Genomic DNA, 19,518 nt, shown 5'->3' on the forward strand with positions numbered 1-19,518 from the left:
CTTGGTAGTCAGGCGTCGACGGCATGGTCGACGGCGTAGAGGTTGGTCTGGCCGTCGGACGCGGTCAGGCCGCCGTCCACGGGAATGTGGGCTCCGTTCAGGTACGCGGCGTCGGGGCCGGCCAGGAACGCGATGACGGCGGCGACCTCGGCCGGTTCGCCCGCGCGGCCCATGGGCACGCGGTCGGCGAACCGCCGCTGCAGCGCGGTGCCCTCGGCCAGGGCGTCGCGGTAGTACGGGCGGCTGAGCGTGAGACCGGGGTGGACGGCGTTGACCCGGATCTGGCGGCCGTGATCCAGCGCCATCGAGTTGGTCAGGCTGGTCACGGCGCCCTTGGTCATGTTGTACGCGGCCTGGTTCCACTCACCGCGCAGCCCGGCCACCGATCCAACGTTGACGATGCAGCCGCGCACGGCCTGCAGATGGGGCAGAGCGGCGCGCGAAGCGAAGAACACGCCGTCGATGTTGGTTGCGAGCATGGCCCGGTAGCTGTCGACGTCGATCTGGTCCACGGTGCCCGCGATCGCCACGCCCGCGTTGTTGACCAGCACGTCCAGCCGCCCGAACTGCTCGACCACCTCGTCGATCACCGCGGTCACGGCCGCAGGGTCCGCGACGTCCGCGACCCGGGGATGCATGCGCCCCGCGTCCGCGCTCGACTGCGCGGTCTGCTTCAGCGTCGCCTCGGTGCGACCCACGAGCACGACGGTGTACCCGTCGGCGGCGAACCGGTGCGCGGTAGCGGCCCCGATACCCGTGCCGGCCCCCGTGATGACGGCCACGCGGCCGGAGAACTGTCGATCCATCAGTCTTTCGCCTTCCCATCCGTTCGCCCTGAACCGGGGATTGCCCCCACCAGTGAGGCTAGGAAGACTGGACAGGCGCGGGCTTGAACCAGAGCGCCAAGCGGACAGAACATCGGCGCCACGCCGACACGCACCGCGACCACGGACGTCAGGGGACCAACGGCGATGGACACCACCGGACCGGACACCGCCGACACACGCGGAGGGGCTCACCCGGACTCCCAGGCCCAGGACGGCACCGAGTCACGCGCGTTCGCCGCGTTCCGGCACGGGTGGGAGGCGGAGTTCGGTGCCACCGCCCCGCTGCCGGCGTTCAGCCCGGCCACGATGGGGGACTTCCGAGTCAAGAGCCGCGCGGTCAGGGTGGACGACGTGGCCATCACCGACCTGCGCGGCGCGTCGGTCATCCGCACCGAGGGACCCCTGGGCGGGCCGGAGGACGTGGTGCGGCTGTACGTCGTCAAGCGTGGCGCCTGGACCCTGGGCGGCCCGCACGACCGCAGCGAGCGGACCGTGTCGGCCGGGCAGTTCCTGCTGAAGCACGTCGGCAGGCAGTCGCACTTCGAGACCGTCGCGGACACGACGGCGAAGGTCCTGGTGCTCCCGACGCCCATGCTCACACCGCTGTTGGGGAACCGCGCCGTCGCGGGCCCGGCGGACGCGGCCGAGGTGCGCCTGCTCACCGCGCACACCAACATGCTCTACCAGACGATGCGCGACCTGGGCCCGGTCGGGGCGCAGGCCGCCCACAGCACGCTGATCGAGCTGGCCAAGGCAGTGGCCCGCAGCCGTTTCGACGACACCGAGCCGCTGCTGGCACCCGCCCTCGCCCAGGCGGCCAAGGACCTCGCCGACGGCCACCTGACCGACCCGGGGCTCTCCGCGGCGGTACTGGCACGGGAGTTGAACGTGTCCGTACGCACCCTGCAACGCGCGTTCGCCGCGACCGGCGAGTCGGTGGTCTCCTACGTCCGCCGGCGACGGCTGGAGGAAGCCCGGCTCGCGCTCGCGGCGCCGACCGGCCGCCTCAGTGTCTCGGAACTGGCCGCACACTGGCAGTTCGCGGACAGCAGCCACTTCATCCGCACTTTCAAGAAGCGCTACGGCAGCACGCCGAGTGAGTACGCCCGATCCCAGCAGTCGGCCGGTGCGCTGACCGGTCCGTGAGGCACACGGCCAACTACCCGCTCGACGGGCGGGCCCAGTCGCACGTGCACGGCTACCACCGGGAACGAAGGGTGCGCAGGCCGGTGCGGATCTCGCTGACCAGGATCTCGGGCTGTTCCAGGGCTGCGAAGTGCCCGCCCTTGTCGGCCTCGCCGTAGTGGATCAGATTGCTGTAGGTGTCTTCGATCCAGCTTCGCGGCACGCGTGGAATGTCCCTCGGGAAGACGGTCACCGCGACCGGAAGCGTCAGCTTCGGGCCGGCGAAGGTGAGCGCTCTGTTCTCCCAGTAGATGCGGCCGGACGATGCCGCGCTGTTGGTGAACCAGTAGAGGGATATCGCGTCGAGCATGTCGTCCATGCCGATGGCGTCCTCGGCGAGCCCGTGGTTGTCGGTCTTGGACTGGAACTTCTCGTAGATCCAGGCTGCTTGACCGGCGGGGGAGTCCGCCAGGGCGAATCCGACGGTCTCCGGCTTCGTGCCCTGAAGGTGATTCGACCCACCGAGATCGCCGCTGTAGCGGGCCAAGGTCTCCACGGCGTCGCGCTGTTCGGGCGTCAAGGTGTCGGGTATCTGTGCGGGAAAGGCGTACTGGGTGTTCAGATGAATTCCGAGCAGCCCCTCGGGTTGCACGACTCCGAGGGCGGTGGTGACGACGGCGCCCCAATCGCCGCCTTGCGCGGCCCATCTCGTGTAGCCGAGCCGCTTCATCAGCTCCGCCCACGCGCTGGCGATGCGCGCCACGGTCCACCCGGTCTCGGTGGGCTTCTGGGAGAACCCGAACCCGGGGAGCGACGGGACGACGACGTCGAACGAATCGGCGGCGTCTCCTCCGAACGAGACCGGATCGGTCAGCGGGCCGATCAGCTTCAGGAAATCGACGATCGAGCCGGGCCATCCGTGCGTGAGGATCAGCGGCATCGCGTCGGGGTTCTCGGACCTGACGTGGATGAAGTGGATGTCCAGCCCGTCGATCTCGGTCAGGAATTGGGGGAACCGATTGAGCTCGGACTCGAAGCGCCGCCAGTCGTAGCCGCGTTCCCAGTAGTCCACCAGCGATCGGGCGTTCTCCACCCGAACGCCTTGCGACCAGTCGCCCACCGTTTCCGGATCCGGCCATCGGGTGCTGGCCAGTCGCCGCTTCACGTCGGCGATCTCCGCGTCCGGGATCGAGACGGTGAACGGGCGGACGAGGGTCGAGGTCGGCGGCGTCGGTGCGGTCATTGCCTTCTCCTCTGCTCCTGAGCTGTGAAGCACGGCGCAACGCTCCATTGCACAGTGGTGTGCATATTGCACAGTGGTGTGCAGCGTACTTCGCTGCACACCACTGTGCAACACTGGTGTCGTGCCTACCGAGTCCTCCCGCGCGCGCTCGACGAACGAGACGCGCGAGCGCATCCTCGACGTCGCCCTCGACGTGCTGGGAGAGAACCCCGACGCCGGAATGGGCGACATCGCCTCCGCTGCCGGCGTCGTCCGTCGCACGGTCTACGGCCACTTCCCCTCGCGCCTCGACCTGGTGCGGACGCTCACGGAGCGGGCCGTCGCCGAGATGACAGCCGTGCTCGGCGACGTCAACGCCTCCGACGCGGAAGCGGACGCGGCGTGGGTCGAATTCGTCGCCCGCGTCTGGCCGGTGGCGCACCGGTACCGGGTGCTGCTGGCGCTACGCCGTGGCGAGTACGGCGAGGCGATCCACAGCCTGCTCGGCCCGGTCGACGAGCTCCTCGCCGACCTCGTGCAACGCGGCCAGGACAGCGACGTGTTCGCCCGGCACCTGCCGGCGGGCACCCTGAGCCAGGTCGCCTACGGCGTCGTGTTCGCCATCGCGGACAGCGACCTGTCGAACGGGACCCTCGGCGCCCGGGCGGCGACGATCACGAGCCTGCTGATGCTGGGCGTTCCCGAGTCGCGCGCGATCGTACTCGTGGGCGACCGGCCCTGACCCGGCCGTCCCGGAGCGCGTCAGCCGATCATTGCCTGGGCGACCTGCCAGGAGTCCTCGAACATGTAGTAGCGGCTGATGCGGCCCTCGTGATCGACGACGATGTCGATGGCGAAGGGCGTGTCGATCACCTTGCCGGTCGAACGGACGACGACCCGTGCCCGTCCGATGAGGACCGCGTTCGGGCCGTCGACGACCATGCGCTCGATGTCGAAGAGTTCGCGGTCGGTGTGCGCGCTGATCGTCTCGAAGAACTCCGGGATGTTCTCGACGGTGCGACGCCCCACCCACGGGACGATGGCCGGGTCGCCGGGGATCTCCCAAACGGCGTCGTGCGCGAACAGCTTGACGGCGCCTTCGATGTCGCCCGCTGTGATGCGCTTGAGGAGTTCGTCCACCACGCTGCGCGTGTTCTCGCTCATGTGCTGACCTCTCTTCGCCGAACGGGGTTGTCCGGCCTTTCGAAGCGGTGATGTAACATTATTAGTTACATCAATGGGTAGGCGGAGGCTCGGGCGGTGAGGCCCCGCAGGCGGGCCCTGCGTTCCGCGTCCGCTAGTGGGCGGCGAGCACGTCGCGCAGCAGGGCCTCAAGCGTCACCTTGGCCAGTTCGCTGCGCACGGCCCCCTCGACCCCGTCATAGACCGTGCGCATCGCCGGCTGGATCCCGGATCCCACCACGCACTCCGGGTCCGGGGTCGCGGGATGCATGGCGAACAGCGGGCTCGGACCGACGACGTCGTAGACGTCCAGCAGGGTGATGGAGGCCAGGTCGCGACTGAGCATCCAGCCCGCGCCCGCGCCCCGCCGGGACTGACACAGCCCCGCCTGCTGCAACTGCGCAAGCAGTCGGCGAATGGCCACCGGGTTCGTGTTCACGCTCGTGGCGATCTGCTCCGAGGTCGCGACCTCGTTTCCGCGACGCTGATACAGCCCTATCCAGATCAAGGCGTGCGCGGCGATCGTCATCCTGCTGTTGGCGCTCATCAGTCCCTCCCTCCACCTTGATGTAACAGTAAGTGTTACGACGGCGTCGCGTCAAGCTCAGACGTCACTGCGGTGATTGCGTTCGTATCGGTTCGGGAGAGGGCTGGGTGGAACGGATCGGATCCACCTGCCGGCACTGTCCGCCTGCCTGTCTGTGGCCCGCCGGGCACGGCGTCATGCGCCGCCCACCAGACGAGAAGCAGCGCGCACTCCCCTCCTGCCGCTGCCGGCCCGCGCCACCGACGACGACCGGCCCCTGCTCGTGTGCCTGGCCGGGAACACGTCTCCCCGCGCGTCTTCGCGGCGTCCGTCAACTCATCTCGGCCTGACGCAAGATCAATGATCGGCCAGGTACCGGCGGTTCACGCCGCCGCTCTGCGGCAGCCGTCGGGTGATCCGGTCGAACAGCTCCGTGAGCGGCTCGCTCACCTCGCGGCCGAACTCGGTCAGGCCGTAGGTGACCTGAGGTGGCGTGGTCGGCTCGACCTTCCGCCAGACCAAGTCGTCCTGGACCAGTGCCCGCAGGGTCTGGGCGAGCATCTTCTCGCTGATGCCGCGGATGCTCTCGCGCAGCTCGAAGAAGCGCAGGTCGTTGCTCCGCAGGGAGATCAGTACCCAGACGCCCCACCTGCTGGTGACGTGGTCGACCACGCCGCGCGCGGGGCAGTCGGTGTGAAGCACGTCATACCGGCTGCCCCCTTCGGCCTCTCTGTCCTGCAGCCCTCCCACCATGCCATGAGCTTACCTTCAGGTATGTCCTTACGAGAAGTTAGCTCTTCCTCCTAACGTCGAAGCCACCGAGGACATCTGACGAGGAGTCGAACATGATCGTGGTGACCGGAGCGACCGGGAACATCGGCCGACCGCTGACGCAGGCGCTGACCGAGGCGGGGCAGCAGGTGACGGCGGTGTCGCGGCACGCGGCGGCGGTGCCGAACGGCGTCCGCCATCTGGCAGCCGACCTGACCAGGCCGGCCGCGCTCAAGCCCGCGCTGGCCGGGGCGAAGGCGCTCTTCCTGCTGCTCTCCGGCGACTTGCATGCCGCCGACCACAACCCGGCCGACCTCATCGGCGATGCCGCGGCCGCCGGGGTTCGGCGGGTCGTGCTGCTCTCCAGCCAGGGCGTGGTGACCAGGCCCTTCGGGCCGACGCGGATCGCGATGCGCCAACTTGGGGACACGCTACGGGAATCCGGTATGGAGTGGGCGATCCTGCAGCCCGGCGGCTTTGCCTCCAACGCTCTGTGGTGGACCGAGTCCGTCCGTACGCAGGGACTCGTCGCCGCGCCCTTCGGCGATGTCGGCGTGCCGATCGTCGACCCGGCGGACATCGCGGCGGTCGCGGCGGCCTGCCTGCTGGACGACCGGCACGCAGGCGGCGTGTACCAGCTGACCGGCCCCGAGCTGATCACGCCGCGCCAGCAGGCCGCCGCGATCGCCGACGCGCTGGGCACGCCCGTCCGGTTCCACGAGCTCACCCGCGCCGAGGCCAAGGCGGCCATGAGCCAGGCCATGCCCGCGGAGCTCGCCGACGACACCCTGGACATCCTCGGCGCACCGAACCCGGCCGAACTGCGCATCAGCCCGGACATCCAGCGGGTCCTGGACCGCGCCCCGCACCCCTTCTCCACCTGGGCCGCCCGCAACGTCGCCGCTTTCCGCTAGGCACGGCTACAGGAGACGTGTCGCAGTCCGGACCAGGTCGGCGACGGCTCTGGAGCGGCTGTGCGATGGCCAGGCGATCACGGTGGTGACCTTCGGCGCGTCAAGTACGGGCACAGCGACGAGGTCACCGTGCAGTTGGGCGCGGGACGACTCCGGGGAGACCGTGCAAGCGCGGCCGAGCGCGACCAGCTGCAACAACTGGGCGTGGTCGCGGACCCGTGGGCCGGGGCCGGGTGGGTAGGCGCCGTCGGGGCCGGGCCAGCGTGGCAGGGGGAGGCCCGGCAGCCCGGTGATGTCGGCCATGTGCACGTGGGCCCGGGTGGTGAGCGGGTGCCCGGCCGGCAGGACCACAACCTGGCCCTCCGTGCTCAACTCCTCGGTGTGGAAGCCGGCCGTCGAGTCGAACGGCAGGTGCAGCAGCGCCACGTCGGCCTTGCCCTCGCGCAGCAGTCGTCCCTGCTCGGCCGGCCCGCACAGGATGACCTCGACGGGGACCGCGCCGGGCTCGGCGGCGTACGCGTCGAGCAGCTTCGCCAGCAGCTCACTGGACGCGTTGGCCTTGGTGACGAGAACCAGGCCGGGGGAGCTGAGGGGGGACGCGGCGGCCCGGCGGGTCCGACGCTCGGCGGCGTCGACCGCCTCCAACGCCGCCCGGCCCTCGACCAGCAGCACCGAGCCGGCCTCGGTCAGCGTGACGGTGCGGCTGGTCCGATCCAGCAGCGCGGCCCCGAGCCGGCGTTCGAGCTGCTGGATCGCTCGTGACAGCGGCGGCTGCGCGATCCCGAGGCGCTGCGCGGCGCGCCCGAAGTGCAGCTCTTCGGCGACAGCGACGAAATACCGCAGTTCGCGGGTCTCCATACGGCCACGCTACTCCAGATCCATACCCTGACGGTATCGTTTCCCACTCGATCGGTCTTGGACCCCTCGCCGTGTTCCGAGACAGCATGGTCCCCATGAGCGAACGAACGATTGCGCTGGTCACCGGCGCGAACAAGGGAATCGGCTACGAGATCGCCGCGGGCCTGGGCGCCCTCGGCTGGAGCGTCGGCGTCGGCGCCCGCGACGACCAGCGCCGCAAGGACGCGGTGGAGAGGCTGCGCGCGGCCGGCGTCGACGCGTTCGGCGTACCGCTGGACGTGACCGACGACGCGAGCGCGGCGGCCGCCGCGCGGCTGATCGAGGACCAGGCCGGGCACCTCGACGTGCTCGTCAACAACGCCGCCATCACCGGCGGCATGCCGCAGGAACCCACCCGGGTCGATCCCGCGACCATCCGAACGGTCGTGGAGACCAACGTGATCGGCGTCATCCGCGTCACCAACGCGATGCTGCCGCTGCTGCGCCGCTCCGCCTCACCGCGAATCGTGAACATGTCCAGCAGCGTCGGCTCCCTCACCCGCCAGTCGGGACCCGCTCCGGAGCAGACGGCGGGTCCGGTGGCCGTGGCGTACGCGCCGTCGAAGACGTTCCTGAACGCCGTCACCCTCCAGTACGCCCGGGAGCTGAGCGGTACGAACATCCTGATCAACGCGGGCTGCCCCGGCTACGTCGCGACCGACCTGAACGGCTTCCGCGGCGTGCGCACCCCCGAGCAGGGCGCGGCAATCGCCATCCGACTCGCGACCCTGCCCGACGACGGCCCGACCGGCCAGTTCTTCGAGGACGCTGGCGTAGTGCCCTGGTGATGAGCTCGGTCGGCCAGGGGCGCCCCTGGCGGGTCGGTCCCGCGTCAGCCGAGTCCCACCAACTCTGCGATGGTCCCGCCGAGGACCCGGTCGCGGACTTCGCCCGGGCTGGTGACCCGTTCCACCAGGGCCCGGGCGAGAACGGGGTCGCCGTACGGGGCGTCCGAGCCGAACAGGGTCCGGTCCGGAATCTCCTTGACGGCCAGCCGGACCGCGAAGACGACGTCGGCCGTGGACAGCTCCAGGTACATGTTCGGGGTGTCCCGCACGAGTTCGATTGCCTGGATCCAGTGCTGCCCTCCCAACTGGCTGACCACCAGCGGGACTTCGCGGTACCGGCCGGCCAGCGCGGCCAACGCCGTCAGGTCCTCCGCGGTGGTCGGCGCGGATCCGTGCACGACCACGGGCAGCCGCCCCTGGTCGGCCGCCGCCTGGAGCACCGGTTCGATCAGCCCTGCCCGTCCGGGCGGCGGTGTCAGCTCACCGATCCCGCGCAGTCCGCGTCCGACCACCTCCTGCTCCACGATCACCGAGGTCTCCTGAGCACCCAGGCCCAGCGGCACCGACAGGAAGCCGATGAACCGCTCCGGCCGCGCGGCAAGCGCCTCGTCCAGCTCCTGCCACGCCCCCCGGTACGCCTCCACCGTGCCGGCCTGGCCCCCGAGCGCCTTCTCCAGGACGGCCATCTCACGCCGCAGTTCGGCCAGGTCGCCGGCCCGCTCCGGGTGCGGCCGGGTGGCGAACAGGACCGCGCGGTCGACCCCGGCCTCGTCCAGCAGCCCCACGTGCGCCTCGACCGGGTCATGGACGTGGCTGTGCGCATCGATGATCACTGATTCGTTCCCCTCCGTCTGGGCCGGTCCGGAATTCGGCCGGTCAGGGCACTGTTGCTCCCTACCAGCCTGCGCGACCAGCTGGACATCCTCGATCAGCGCGCCGCCGATCTCGAGACCGCCCGTCGCCTGCTGCGCCGGACGATCGCCGTCACCGAGGACGCCGAGGATGCGGCCCGCGTCGAACTCGCCGAAGCGGTGGACGCCTGCGCCGCCGCGCTCGGCCAGTCACGCAACGTCATTGGCGGCCACCTGGTCGGCGACTGACCTCAGTGGGCTCCGTGCCCGCCGCGGCGCCGGCCGTGATGCTGAGCGCCGGCGGCGGGGATGGTGGCCGGAGAGGGGCGAAGCCCGCCGAGGGTGACGGTGACGAGTCGATTGACGGCCGTCTCGTCGGGCAGATGCCCGGCGGCCGACAGGGCGTGCATGCAGTACGTCGCGAGCTCCTCCGGGGAGGTGTCCTCGCGCAGACCGCCGGTCGCGGCGACATCGGCGAGCAGGTCCCGGAAGAGGTCGACGAGCCGCTGCTCGGCCTGGTCCATGGGTTTGCCGCGATGGACCAGGGCGGAGATCTCACCGCCGTGCCGCGCGCGGTGGTGGCAGATCAGCGCGTAGGCGCCCAGAACCGCTTCCAGGCGTTCGGCGGGAGTGCCCGCGCGGTCGCGCAGTTGCGCGAGTTGGGCGAGGTGTTCCTCGACGTGGCGCTGGTGACGGGCGATCAGGATCGACTCGACATCGGGGAAGTACTTGTACAGCGTGGCGCGGCCGATTCCCGCCTGCTCCGCGATCTGGGACATCTTCACGGCCGCGATCCCGTGCTCGACCGCGAGGGCGGCGGTGGTCTCCATGATGGCGTCCCGCACCGCGTGGCGGTGCGCTTCGACCGTCTCGTTCCACAGCTTCGGCACCGTCCGACTATACATCGCGGCCCTGTCGCGTCAGAGTGACCTGATGGCGACACTCTGTTCCGAAAAGCCGTGCGGGTGAGCGGGCCGCGGCGCTCTCAGGTGAGCGCCCCGGCCCGCTCGCTGCGGTCAGCTCACATGCAGGGTGAGGGCGGCGGTGTGGAGCGTTCCTGCGGTCTGGAACTGCAGGAACAGCCGCCAGTTGCCGGCCTTCGCGAGTTCGGCGTGGAACGCGAGGGTCGGGCCGCCGTGGTCACCCGACGCCTGCGTGGTGGGGTGCAGGTGTGCGAACGCGGCGTCTCCCTCGTGGAACGCGGTCAGGTGGGCGTAGGTGTCCAGGTAGGGCTGGAGGTCGGTGACGGGTTTGCCGCCTCGGGTGATGGTGACGGTGAGCGGGTGGGCCATGCCCGCCATCAGGTCCCCGGTCAGGGTGACGGTGTAGCCGTCCACGGTGGCGTGGGTGGAGGCTGCGGGCAGCGTCCGGTCCACGGGCGTGCCGGGGACGGTGACGGTGCGGCTGAGCACGAAGTCGCTGCCCGCCCCGGTGCCCGTGGCGGGGGTGAAGGTGGCGAACAGCCGCCAGCTGGCCGGGGTGAGGGCGGCCAGGGGAGCGGTCCAGGTGCCGTCCGGGGCCATGGTCGGGTGGACGTGCTGGAACCCGGTCAGGTCCGAGCGGATCGCGTAGAAGTGCAGCTTCTTGGTCTGGTCGACGGTGAACGCCGTGACCGGCTTCCCGTCGGGGCCGGTGATCGTGAAGCGGTAACCGCTCGTCCTGCCGGCGGGCAGGGTCGAGACCTGGGAGGCGAGGGTGTAGCCGCTGCTGGTGGCGGCCAGTCCGTCACCGGACGGCATCGCCCCCATGCTGCTCATCGACGGCATCGCCGGCGCGCTCGTGGCCAGCGTGGGGGCGGTGCCTGAGCTGCCCATGGCGGGCGTGGAGCTGGATCCGCACGCGGCCAGCGTGACGGCCAGAGCGGTGGCGGTCAGGGCCGCGGCCGTCAGGCGGCGGACGGACAGGGTGGAAGAGGACATGCGGGTGTGGTCTCTCGGATCGGCGCCGAGTCACCGGCGCGCGGACATGGCGGGAACAGTGCCGAAGCCCCGACAGGCGAGGGTCCGGTGGTCCTGTCACGTCCGCGCGACGCACACCCGCAGAAGTATCTGCCGACCACCCACGGGCGGGCCGCGCCAGCGACCGCCGAGGGCTCTCCACCGGCCGCTCGCCCCGAAGGCCCTGGTCAGCAGGGTCAGGACGATCAGAGCCGCGAGGGCGGTGGGCGGCAGCGGGAGCTGATCGCGGGCCGGAGTGGACACGCACAGCGCGCCCGTACCGTCCATGCCCGCCGAACCCACGCTCACGGCCGGGGACCCGGTGCGCGGGGCAGTGCCCGGCCCGGCCACCTGGTGCAGGGAAGGGCTCATGGCGGACGTGGGAGCGGGGGTGACGCCATGACAGCCGCCCATCGCCGCACCCGGACCGCCGTGCATGAGAAACAACCCGACCAGGACCGCGAGGACGGAGAGCCACCGGGCTGAGCCCGTTGCCCGTGCCGTCCTGGTGCTCACGCTGCCTGTCCCTCTCTGCGCCCTGACGCCGGTATGGCCGGGTTTCTGACGGTAGCAGGGCGGCCTGGACGGCCTGTTGGGGGGAGGGGGCCGTCATGCCCCAACATGATACGGGGCGACGATGGCGTGACACTTTGCATTGACGGAGACAAAGTGTATCGATAAAGCTGGGAGAGTCGATCAGGACGCTGGTCTTCCACGGCTTCGACGGTGCGGACCGCGCCCGCGATCTCGAAGACCTGCGCGCCGCAGGCCGACTCTGACGTCTGTCCCCGCATCGAGTAACCCTGCGAAAGGAGCGGTCATGCCGACCGCCGAAGCCCGTCTCGCGACTGAACGCGCGAGTCGCTACCTCGTCCAACTCTGCCGCCATCTCAGCCAGATGGCCCGCATGAGCCATCGTCCGCGCGGCGGTCACGACGCGGACCGGATGCCACCCGCCGTGCAGCACGTCGACTGGACCGACACCCACGGCACCGTTCGCTTCGCCCACGGGCAGTGGACCCTGGAGGCCACCCCCGACCAGCTCACCCTGCGCGTGGACGCCGGCGACGAGGAAGCCCTACAGCGGTTGCAGGACGGAATCACCGCGCGCATCGAGAAGATCGGCCGACGCGACGGCCTACAGGTCCACTGGCAGCGAGCCGAGACCGGCGATCTGCCGCCGACCGAACCCACCGAACCGACCGACGAGACCAGCCCCACCCCCGAGAAGGGAAGGGCCTCACGCCGCCCGCGTGGCACCACCCTGGGCCTGATGGCGGGCGGGGCAGCTGTCGTCGCCGTTCATCTCGGGATCGCCGGCGCGGCGCTCGCCGGTGCGGCGTGGACCGGTTGGGCCGCCAACGCCGTCCTGGTCCTGATCGTGGTCAAGCTCCTCTTCATGGGCGGCCACCTCTTCCTCGGACGCGCAGCGCTGCGACGCGGCATCACGCTTCGGCACGGGCGGAAGCAGGAAGCCCCGCCCGGCGCCGATGCCGCGGGCTGACCGGTCAGCTGCCCCCCTCGGGCGGAACTTCGTGCTCTTCCACCCATCCGACTGCGTGCCGGCGCCGAATGCACCACAGGGGAGGTCGCCGAGGGGAAGCAGGTGGGTTGGTCATGGCCGTGCGGGAGCGGGTCGCGGTGGTGGGCAGCGGTGTGGCGGGGCTGACGGCGGCGTACGTGCTGCAACGGCGGTACGACGTGACGCTGTACGAGGCGGACGAGCGGCTCGGCGGGCATGCGCACACCCACGACCAGGTCGACTCGCGCGGGGTGGTTCAGCGGGTCGACACCGGGTTCATCGTGCACAACCGGCGCACCTATCCGAACCTGCTGCGTCTGTTCTCCGAGCTCGGGGTGGCGACCCAGGAGTCGGAGATGAGCATGTCGGTGCGGTGCGAGGGCTGCGGCCTGGAGTACGCGGGCGCGAAAGGCGTGCCCGGTCTGCTCGCGCAGTCCCGGCGCGGCGCCGACCCCCGGTACCTGCGCATGCTGGCCGAGGTGCCGCTCTTCCACCGTCGGGCGCGGACGCTGCTGGCTCGCCCCGCCCAGCCGACCGAACCGACGGTCGGGGAGTTCGCCCGCCGACACGGCTTCTCGGACTACTTCGTCGCGCACTTCCTCACCCCGGTGGTGTCTGCGGTGTGGTCGTGTCCGGGCGAGGTGGCGCTCGGCTATCCGGCCCGCTACCTGTTCCGCTTCCTGCAGCACCACGGCATGTTGTCGGTGTCCGGCTCGCCGACCTGGCGCACCGTCACCGACGGGTCGCAGGAGTACGTGCGCCGCGTCGCCAAGCAACTGCACCAGGTCCGCACCGGAACCCCGGTGGCCCGTGTCGTGCGCCACCCGTCCGGGGCCGATGTGGAGGACGCGACGGGGGAGACCCGGTCGTTCCGCGCCGTGGTCCTGGCCCTGCACCCGCACCACGCGCTCGCCGTGCTCGACGAGCCGACCGCCGCCGAGCGGGAGGTGCTGGAGGCGTTCCGCTACTCCCGCAACTCCGCCCTCCTGCATGGCGATGACACCGTCCTGCCGCGCAACCGCGCCGCGCGGGCGTCGTGGAACCACCTGCTGCCCGCGTGCGACGCGGACGCCGGCGCGGTCCGGGTCTCCTACGACCTGAACCGTCTGCAGCGCCTGGACACCCCCGACCGCTACCTGGTGACGCTCAACGCGGACGGTCTGGTCGATCCCGGGAAAGTGCTGGACCGGATGGAGTACGAGCATCCCGTCTACACCCGCGAGTCCGTCGCCGCCCAGGCGTGGCTGCCCCAACTCAACACGCCGGTCTGCGCGTTCGCGGGCGCGTGGCACGGCTGGGGCTTCCACGAGGACGGCTGCCGCTCGGGAGTGGCAGCCGCCGCGGCGCTGGGGGTGGACTGGTGAGCGTCGCATCCCAGGCTTCCCACGAAGGCCGCGCCCTTCACGTCGGTCCGCCGCAGGAACGCGGCCCGGCGCTCGGCGGCCGGGCGGTCCTGTACGAGAGCCAGGTCCGGCACGTCCGCACCGCGCGGCAGCGCTACACACTGGCCCACCGCACCTGCTACTGGCTCGTCGACGTCGACGACCTGCCCAGGCCGGCCCGTCCGCTCCGGCCGCTCGCGCAGTTCCGCGGCGGCGATCACTTCGACGGCCGAGGGCACACGATCCGGGCCGGCCTGGAGCGTTTCCTCTCCGGCCAGGGCGCGGCCACCCCGTCCGGTGTGGTCCTGATGCTGACTCAGCCCCGGGTGCTGGGGCATGTCTTCAATCCGCTGACCGTGTACTGGTGCCACGACGCCGACGGTGCGCTTCGGCATGTCGTCGCCGAGGTGCACAACACCTACGGCGAGCGCCACGGCTATCTGCTGGGCCCGCAGGCCGTGCGGCACGCGACGACCGGCAAGGCCTTCTACGTCTCGCCGTTCTTCCCCGTGGCCGGCCGCTACCGGATGCGACTGCCGGTCCCGGACGGGCGGCTCGACCTGACCGTGCAGCTCGACCTCGACGGCTCTCGGGCCTTCACCGCGACCGTCAAGGGGACGGGACGCCCCTACACCCCCCGCGCTCTGCTCGCCGCGTCGCTGCGTCACCCGCTCGCACCGCTGGCGGTCAGCATCGCCATCCGCTTGCACGGCATCCGCCTGTACCTGCGCGGGCTGCCCGTCGTGCCGCGACCCCGCCACCAGTCCCAGGAGGGAATGAAGTGACCCTGCAGCAGACCCCGCCGACACCGCTTCTGCGGGACCGGATCGACCCGCAGCGCTGGGCCGACGTCGTCCGTGTCCCCGTGAGCTCACCGCTGCGCACCGCCGTCGCCCGCGCAGTGATCACCCGCGCGCTGAGCCGGCTGCCGCTGCGCGTGATGATGGGCGGGCGCGTCCTCGGGCGAGGAGGGCCGCTGCTGCAGGTGCACGACCCCGAGGCGTTCACCGCCCGGCTCGCCAGCGACGGCCTGATCGGCTTCGGCGAGTCCTACCAGGCCGGCGAATGGGACGCCCCCGACCTGCCCGGCACGCTGACCGTGATGGCCGAGCAGCTGACCACGCTCGTCCCGGCCTCGCTCCAGCGGCTGCGCTGGCTGTGGGAGTTGCGCCAGCCGGACGGAGCCAACACCGAAGCCGCCTCGCACGCCAACATCCGCGCCCACTACGACCTGTCCAACGAGCTGTTCCGCCTGTTCCTCGACGACTCGCTCACCTACTCCAGCGCCGTCTTCGAGCAACTCCCCGCCTGCTGGCACCAGTTGGAAGAGGCGCAGCACGCCAAGATCGACCGCCTGCTCGACCTCGCCCGAGTGGGCCCCGGCAGTCGTGTGCTGGAGATCGGCACCGGCTGGGGCGAGTTGTGCATCCGGGCCGCCCGACGCGGCGCCACCGTGCTGTCGCTCACGCTCTCCGAGGAACAGCACGACCTCGCTGTCGCTCGGGTACGCGCCGCGCGGCTTGAGGACGCCGTCGAGATCCGGCTCCAGGACTACCGACGCCTGGACCCGGTGCGCGACGGTCGGTTCGACGCCGTCGTCAGCGTCGAGATGATCGAGGCCGTCGGCGTCGAGTACTGGCCCACCTACTTCCAGACCGTCGACACGATGCTCGCCCCCGGCGGCAAGGTCGCGCTCCAGGCCATCACGATGCCGCACGACCGCCTGCTGGCCACCCGCCGCACCTACACCTGGATCCACAAGTACATCTTCCCCGGCGGCATGCTGCCCTCCAACGAGGCCATCGACCAGGCCACACGCGAGCACACCACCCTCCGCGTGGCGCGCAGCGAGGGCTACGGCCAGCACTACGCCGAAACCCTGCGACTGTGGCGCGAGCGCTTCACCGCCCACGGCGCCGAAGTGGCGGAGCTCGGCTTCGACGAGGCCTTCCGCCGGATGTGGACCCTCTACCTCGCCTACTCCGAGGCCGGATTCCGCTCCGGCTACCTCGACGTCCGCCAGATCCTGCTCACCCGCCGGGCGGAGGCATGACCGCCACCGCGCGCCGGGAGGATCGACCGGCTCGGCCGCGCCCGGGGGCGGTGCGGTGAACGGATTCCCCTGGGCGGCGTTCGCGTCGGGCCTCGGCGCGGTGGCGGGCGCCGTGCTCGCGGTGCTGCTGGCCACGTTCGCCCTCGCCCTGGTCAAGGGGGTGCACCGGATCGTCGACAGCGCCTGGGGAGTGGCCTTCGCCGCCGCCGCGGTGACCTCCTGCGCCCTGGCGGCGTCCCAGGGCCACGGCGACCCCGCACGCCGCGCACTCGTCACCGTGCTCACGGTCGTCTGGGGCCTGCGGCTCGCCCTCCACATCGCCTGGCGCGGGCGTGGCCACGGCGAGGACCCGCGCTACGAACGGCTGCTCGCCAAGGCGGGTCCTGGGCGCGCTGCCCGTGCCTGGTACGCGCTGCGCATGGTGTACCTGCTCCAGGCCGCGCTGGTGTGGCTGATCTCGCTGCCGGTCCAGGCCGCCTGCTACGCCCCGTCGCCCATCGGCGCGCTCGCCGTCGGCGGGGTGGCGGTCTGGGTGGCGGGTGTCGGCTTCGAGGCGGTCGGCGACTGGCAGTTGCGCGCTTTCAAGGCGGATCCGTCCAACCAAGGTCGGATCATGGACCAGGGGCTTTGGGCGTGGACCCGCCACCCCAACTACTTCGGCGACTTCCTGGTGTGGTGGGGCCTGTACCTGCTCGCCTGCACCACTTGGCCGGTCGCCGCGGCGACCCTCGTCTCCCCACTGGTCATGACGTTCCTCCTCACCGCCGGAAGCGGAAAGGCCCTGATGGAGCGGCACATGGCCGACCGCCCCGGCTACGCTGCCTACCAGGCCCGCACCAGCGGCTTCGTTCCCCGGCCACCGCGCCGACGATGACGGCCGAGCGAAGGCCAGGCGGGGGACTACGCGCCGCCGAAGGCCAGCACGCCGGTCTCCGTGCCCAGCAGCACCTGACCGCCCGTCAGCACAGGCGAGGCGAAGTGCGGCAGCGTCCCGGTCCCCGCCGAGGTGAGCGCCCGGCCCGTCGCCGGGTCCAGGGCGTAGAGCACGCCTTTCGCGTAGTCGGCCACCCACACCGCGCCGCCGCCCACGACCGGCGAGCCCGCGGCGGCGAGCGCGAGCCGCCAGCCGGGTCGCGCCGAACCGGCGGCGTCCACGTCCACCCGGACCAGGCCGTCCGCGCAGGGCAGGAAGACCGTGCTGCCGACCACCGCCGTCGCGCCGAAAGCGCCGGGCGCGTTGCAGAGGCTGGCCTGTGCGACCTGGCCTCCGACTCCGCCGAGACGGGCTGCGTCGAGGGTGTAGCCGGTGCCGCTCTTGCCTACCGCGAGCAGGTAGCGGCCCACCACGGCCGGGGTGAGCGACCCGAGGTCCAGGTCGTGGGCGTTGTCGGCGGCCCAGGTGCTCGGGGCGAAGACGTCGGTGCGGGTCAGCGTCTTCGGGTCGAGGGCGACCACCGAGTCCGAGCCGTCGTAGGCCCCGCCGACGGCGGCGCCGTTGCCCACGGAGGTCATGACCGCCGGTCGGCCGCCCGCTCCTGCCGTCAGCACGGGACCGCCCGGCGCCCAGATCCCGCCCTGCCGGGCCGTGGGGACGGCATAGGAGAGCAGCGGACCGGCCCCCGTGGCGGCGGCGGAGACCACCGCGCCCACGTAGTCGCCGCAGTCGCCTTCCAAACCCCCGAAGGCCACCAGGATCCGCCCGTCGTAGGCGGTCAGCGCGCCGCGCTGCTGGTGGTCCGCGGCCGTCCCGCGCGGCGGCTCCACCTCGCGGCGCACGCGGACCGTGCCGTCGACGGGGTCGATCCCGGCCAACAGGTGCCGCCCGCCCGCCAGTTCGGCCACGACGAAGACCAGCCCCGTCGTCGGCTCGTAGACGGGCGTGCTGGTGATCCCGAGCGGGTCGATGTCGCCGCAGGGCAGTGAGGAGAGCGGGGCGGGCGTCCCGAGCCGGGTCCGCCAGACGACGCGCCCGCTGCTCCGGTCCAACGCGTAGACGCTGTCGTTCTCGGTCGCCGCGACGACCAGGCCCCGGACGACCAGCGGCTGCCCGTAGACCGCCCCGTCCAGCGCCGCCGACCAGCTCCTGGCCAGCCGGGAGGGCGGCGGCACGTCCGGCACGTCGCCGCTGCGGGTCGCGTCGTGGTGGTAGGTCAGCCAGTCGCCGGGAAGTGTCGGCGGGGGCGACGCGGCACCTGGTTGGTACTGCTGCGGCGTGATCGCCGCTCCGCCGGGCGACGGGCTCGGCGACGCGTGCGCGGGCGGCGAGGAATGCGTGCAGGCGGGCACGAAGGCGAGCGTAAGAGCCGTCAGTACGGCGAACGCGCGCAGCCCCCGCGGCACGCGGCCGGGCGCCCGGCTGGGCAGGCGGCGGGCACGTCGGGCTCCGTGACGGGAGGGCATGGCCTCAGTCTCGGCGTCCGGCCCCTCCCGGCGAGCGCGCCGCGCCCGACGGGCCGTCACCACAGCCGAGTCCGATCAGCTGGGTCCCCTCAGCTGGGACCCGTCCTCGCGTGCGGCCCTACCGCCGGTTCGAGCAGCGACAGCGTGCGCTGCTGCGCGTCGAGGCCGACGCGGATGCCGACCGGCATCGGCAGGTTCGGGCCGGCATGCCCGATCTCGACGTTGCCGAGGACCGGGATGTCACGGTCGCCGAGGACGTCGAGGACGATCTCGCGCAGGTCAGGGGACGCGCCCGGTTCGAGCCCGCTGATGTCGTGCGGAACGCCCACGACCATGCCGGCGATCCGGTCGAGGATGCCGGAGTGTCGCAGCACCTGCAGATAGCTCCACACGTACGAGGCCAGGCCGCCCAACTCCTCCCAGAACAGCACCGCACCGTCGAACCGTTCGAGCGGCAGCGCGTAAGGGGTCGCCTGCGCGAGCACGATGCGATTGATCACCCCGCCGATCAGCCGACCCTCTACACGACCAGGACGCCAGCACTCCCACGACGGGCTCGCAGGCAGCGCGCCGATCGCCTCGGTATCGGTCAGCAACCTGGAGTAGAGTTTCTCGAGTTCCGCTCGGCGCGCCGCGGGCGCAGACTGCCAGTGTCCGCCGAAGCCGGGGACGGCCATGTCGGCGTGGAAGCCGACCAGGCCCGTGTGCGCGTAGAGCACGAGATGCAGCAGCGAGATGTCGCTGTAGCCGAGGATCGGCTTGGGGTCGGCCTTGACCGCCTCGACGTCGATCAGGTCGAGGTAGCCGAGCACCGTCTGGCCGCCGTCACTCGCGACGATCGCGCGCACCTCAGGATCACGCAGAAGACCGTTGAGCTCCCCGGCGATCTCCGCCGGCGTGGCCGCGCTCCACCAGCGCCGGCGTCCTACGTCGAGGAGCGGAGCCCGACGCACGCGGAATCCCATCCGCTCGAGCACCGTCACCGTCTGCTCGACGTTGGGCTCGTAAGCGGCAGGGAGCGGACCGGACAGCGCTGCGATGACCACGAGATCGCCGGGCCTCAGGGCACGCGGTCGAAGCAGGTGAGGTAATGCAGAACCAGTCATGGCGTCAGTGTCGCC

The 19,518-nt window shown here is 71.4% G+C and carries 22 protein-coding genes; 10 read left to right on the forward strand and 12 right to left on the reverse strand.

Features of this window, described 5'->3' with window-relative positions; genetic code table 11:
• Window positions 1-8: 8 nt before the first annotated feature.
• Window positions 9-806: an SDR family NAD(P)-dependent oxidoreductase gene (locus I2501_RS00095; protein ID WP_196191639.1), complete on the reverse strand. Its 798-nt coding sequence runs from the start codon at window positions 804-806 to the stop codon at window positions 9-11.
• 165 nt (window positions 807-971) lie between these two features.
• Here I2501_RS00095 and I2501_RS00100 point away from each other — a divergent pair, with 165 nt between their 5' ends.
• Window positions 972-1,973 carry a helix-turn-helix domain-containing protein gene (locus tag I2501_RS00100; protein ID WP_196191640.1) on the forward strand — a complete coding sequence of 334 codons (1,002 nt, stop codon included), beginning with the start codon at window positions 972-974 and terminating at the stop codon, window positions 1,971-1,973.
• A gap of 52 nt (window positions 1,974-2,025) precedes the next feature.
• On the opposite strand, the gene I2501_RS00105 is transcribed toward I2501_RS00100, so the two are convergent.
• Window positions 2,026-3,294, reverse strand: coding sequence for an epoxide hydrolase family protein (locus tag I2501_RS00105; RefSeq protein ID WP_328806124.1), 1,269 nt, complete (start codon window positions 3,292-3,294; stop codon window positions 2,026-2,028).
• A gap of 22 nt (window positions 3,295-3,316) precedes the next feature.
• On the opposite strand from I2501_RS00105, the gene I2501_RS00110 reads away from it, so the two are divergent.
• Window positions 3,317-3,916: a TetR/AcrR family transcriptional regulator gene (locus I2501_RS00110; RefSeq protein ID WP_196191641.1), complete on the forward strand. Its 600-nt coding sequence runs from the start codon at window positions 3,317-3,319 to the stop codon at window positions 3,914-3,916.
• A 20-nt stretch (window positions 3,917-3,936) separates the two neighbouring features.
• On the opposite strand, the gene I2501_RS00115 is transcribed toward I2501_RS00110, so the two are convergent.
• The 3 genes from I2501_RS00115 to I2501_RS00125 all read right to left on the reverse strand — a co-directional run bounded on the left by I2501_RS00115 (window position 3,937) and on the right by I2501_RS00125 (window position 5,635).
• Window positions 3,937-4,338: a nuclear transport factor 2 family protein gene (locus I2501_RS00115; protein ID WP_196191642.1), complete on the reverse strand. Its 402-nt coding sequence runs from the start codon at window positions 4,336-4,338 to the stop codon at window positions 3,937-3,939.
• 133 nt (window positions 4,339-4,471) lie between these two features.
• Window positions 4,472-4,903, reverse strand: a complete 432-nt coding sequence (locus tag I2501_RS00120; RefSeq protein ID WP_196191643.1) for an Rrf2 family transcriptional regulator — start codon at window positions 4,901-4,903, stop codon at window positions 4,472-4,474.
• Window positions 4,904-5,239: 336 nt separating this feature from the next.
• Complete coding sequence (locus tag I2501_RS00125; RefSeq protein ID WP_196191644.1) at window positions 5,240-5,635, reverse strand: winged helix-turn-helix transcriptional regulator; 396 nt, start codon at window positions 5,633-5,635, stop codon at window positions 5,240-5,242.
• A 92-nt stretch (window positions 5,636-5,727) separates the two neighbouring features.
• On the opposite strand from I2501_RS00125, the gene I2501_RS00130 reads away from it, so the two are divergent.
• The gene (locus I2501_RS00130; RefSeq protein ID WP_196191645.1) at window positions 5,728-6,567 is read left to right on the forward strand and encodes an SDR family oxidoreductase; all 840 of its coding nucleotides are present in this window, start codon (window positions 5,728-5,730) and stop codon (window positions 6,565-6,567) included.
• Between the two features lie 6 nt (window positions 6,568-6,573).
• On the opposite strand, the gene I2501_RS00135 is transcribed toward I2501_RS00130, so the two are convergent.
• The gene (locus tag I2501_RS00135; protein WP_196191646.1) at window positions 6,574-7,425 is read right to left on the reverse strand and encodes a LysR family transcriptional regulator; all 852 of its coding nucleotides are present in this window, start codon (window positions 7,423-7,425) and stop codon (window positions 6,574-6,576) included.
• A gap of 95 nt (window positions 7,426-7,520) precedes the next feature.
• Here I2501_RS00135 and I2501_RS00140 point away from each other — a divergent pair, with 95 nt between their 5' ends.
• Window positions 7,521-8,252 (forward strand): SDR family oxidoreductase, encoded by a 732-nt coding sequence (locus tag I2501_RS00140; protein WP_196191647.1) that lies wholly within the window; start codon window positions 7,521-7,523, stop codon window positions 8,250-8,252.
• 44 nt (window positions 8,253-8,296) lie between these two features.
• Here the strand turns inward: I2501_RS00140 and I2501_RS00145 are convergent, their stop codons facing one another.
• Window positions 8,297-9,085: an amidohydrolase family protein gene (locus I2501_RS00145; protein ID WP_196191648.1), complete on the reverse strand. Its 789-nt coding sequence runs from the start codon at window positions 9,083-9,085 to the stop codon at window positions 8,297-8,299.
• A 54-nt stretch (window positions 9,086-9,139) separates the two neighbouring features.
• On the opposite strand from I2501_RS00145, the gene I2501_RS00150 reads away from it, so the two are divergent.
• A complete protein-coding gene (locus I2501_RS00150) occupies window positions 9,140-9,352 on the forward strand; it encodes a hypothetical protein (RefSeq protein WP_196191649.1) in 213 nt (70 codons plus the stop codon).
• Window positions 9,353-9,354: 2 nt separating this feature from the next.
• Here I2501_RS00150 and I2501_RS00155 read toward each other — a convergent pair whose 3' ends face one another.
• From I2501_RS00155 to I2501_RS00165, 3 genes are all read right to left on the reverse strand, one after another.
• On the reverse strand, window positions 9,355-9,993 hold the full coding sequence (locus tag I2501_RS00155) for a TetR/AcrR family transcriptional regulator (protein WP_196191650.1): 639 nt from the start codon (window positions 9,991-9,993) through the stop codon (window positions 9,355-9,357).
• 126 nt (window positions 9,994-10,119) lie between these two features.
• Window positions 10,120-11,022 carry a hypothetical protein gene (locus tag I2501_RS00160; RefSeq protein ID WP_196191651.1) on the reverse strand — a complete coding sequence of 301 codons (903 nt, stop codon included), beginning with the start codon at window positions 11,020-11,022 and terminating at the stop codon, window positions 10,120-10,122.
• 96 nt (window positions 11,023-11,118) lie between these two features.
• Complete coding sequence (locus I2501_RS00165; RefSeq protein WP_196191652.1) at window positions 11,119-11,556, reverse strand: hypothetical protein; 438 nt, start codon at window positions 11,554-11,556, stop codon at window positions 11,119-11,121.
• 304 nt (window positions 11,557-11,860) lie between these two features.
• Between I2501_RS00165 and I2501_RS00170 the strand changes: the two genes are divergently transcribed.
• From I2501_RS00170 to I2501_RS00190, 5 genes are all read left to right on the forward strand, one after another.
• On the forward strand, window positions 11,861-12,544 hold the full coding sequence (locus I2501_RS00170) for a DUF2218 domain-containing protein (protein ID WP_196191653.1): 684 nt from the start codon (window positions 11,861-11,863) through the stop codon (window positions 12,542-12,544).
• A 113-nt stretch (window positions 12,545-12,657) separates the two neighbouring features.
• On the forward strand, window positions 12,658-13,926 hold the full coding sequence (locus I2501_RS00175; protein ID WP_236045705.1) for an NAD(P)/FAD-dependent oxidoreductase: 1,269 nt from the start codon (window positions 12,658-12,660) through the stop codon (window positions 13,924-13,926).
• A gap of 89 nt (window positions 13,927-14,015) precedes the next feature.
• A complete protein-coding gene (locus I2501_RS00180) occupies window positions 14,016-14,729 on the forward strand; it encodes a DUF1365 domain-containing protein (protein ID WP_196192284.1) in 714 nt (237 codons plus the stop codon).
• On the forward strand, window positions 14,726-15,997 hold the full coding sequence (locus tag I2501_RS00185) for a class I SAM-dependent methyltransferase (RefSeq protein WP_196191655.1): 1,272 nt from the start codon (window positions 14,726-14,728) through the stop codon (window positions 15,995-15,997). The genes I2501_RS00180 and I2501_RS00185 overlap by 4 nt, the downstream gene beginning before the upstream one ends.
• 55 nt (window positions 15,998-16,052) lie before the next feature.
• Window positions 16,053-16,871: a DUF1295 domain-containing protein gene (locus tag I2501_RS00190; RefSeq protein WP_196191656.1), complete on the forward strand. Its 819-nt coding sequence runs from the start codon at window positions 16,053-16,055 to the stop codon at window positions 16,869-16,871.
• Between the two features lie 26 nt (window positions 16,872-16,897).
• Here the strand turns inward: I2501_RS00190 and I2501_RS00195 are convergent, their stop codons facing one another.
• A complete protein-coding gene (locus I2501_RS00195; protein WP_196191657.1) occupies window positions 16,898-18,397 on the reverse strand; it encodes an outer membrane protein assembly factor BamB family protein in 1,500 nt (499 codons plus the stop codon).
• 89 nt (window positions 18,398-18,486) lie between these two features.
• Entirely contained in the window at window positions 18,487-19,503 is a 1,017-nt protein-coding gene (locus I2501_RS00200) for a S66 peptidase family protein (protein ID WP_196191658.1), read from the reverse strand.
• Between the last annotated feature and the right edge of the window lie 15 nt (window positions 19,504-19,518).

The sequence above is a fragment of the Streptacidiphilus fuscans genome (assembly GCF_015690355.1).
In the GTDB taxonomy this organism is placed as follows: Bacteria; Actinomycetota; Actinomycetes; order Streptomycetales; family Streptomycetaceae; genus Streptacidiphilus; species Streptacidiphilus fuscans.

What these genes read in the sequence shown, in the direction of transcription:
- I2501_RS00095 (WP_196191639.1), bottom strand. Translation starts at nt 806, where the DNA reads ATGGATCGACAGTTCTCCGGCCGCGTGGCCGTCATCACGGGGGCCGGC.
- I2501_RS00100 (WP_196191640.1), top strand. Translation starts at nt 972, where the DNA reads ATGGACACCACCGGACCGGACACCGCCGACACACGCGGAGGGGCTCAC.
- I2501_RS00115 (WP_196191642.1), bottom strand. Translation starts at nt 4,338, where the DNA reads ATGAGCGAGAACACGCGCAGCGTGGTGGACGAACTCCTCAAGCGCATC.
- I2501_RS00120 (WP_196191643.1), bottom strand. Translation starts at nt 4,903, where the DNA reads ATGAGCGCCAACAGCAGGATGACGATCGCCGCGCACGCCTTGATCTGG.
- I2501_RS00125 (WP_196191644.1), bottom strand. Translation starts at nt 5,635, where the DNA reads ATGGTGGGAGGGCTGCAGGACAGAGAGGCCGAAGGGGGCAGCCGGTAT.
- I2501_RS00130 (WP_196191645.1), top strand. Translation starts at nt 5,728, where the DNA reads ATGATCGTGGTGACCGGAGCGACCGGGAACATCGGCCGACCGCTGACG.
- I2501_RS00135 (WP_196191646.1), bottom strand. Translation starts at nt 7,425, where the DNA reads ATGGAGACCCGCGAACTGCGGTATTTCGTCGCTGTCGCCGAAGAGCTG.
- I2501_RS00140 (WP_196191647.1), top strand. Translation starts at nt 7,521, where the DNA reads ATGAGCGAACGAACGATTGCGCTGGTCACCGGCGCGAACAAGGGAATC.
- I2501_RS00160 (WP_196191651.1), bottom strand. Translation starts at nt 11,022, where the DNA reads ATGTCCTCTTCCACCCTGTCCGTCCGCCGCCTGACGGCCGCGGCCCTG.
- I2501_RS00170 (WP_196191653.1), top strand. Translation starts at nt 11,861, where the DNA reads ATGCCGACCGCCGAAGCCCGTCTCGCGACTGAACGCGCGAGTCGCTAC.
- I2501_RS00175 (WP_236045705.1), top strand. Translation starts at nt 12,658, where the DNA reads ATGGCCGTGCGGGAGCGGGTCGCGGTGGTGGGCAGCGGTGTGGCGGGG.
- I2501_RS00195 (WP_196191657.1), bottom strand. Translation starts at nt 18,397, where the DNA reads ATGCCCTCCCGTCACGGAGCCCGACGTGCCCGCCGCCTGCCCAGCCGG.
- I2501_RS00200 (WP_196191658.1), bottom strand. Translation starts at nt 19,503, where the DNA reads ATGACTGGTTCTGCATTACCTCACCTGCTTCGACCGCGTGCCCTGAGG.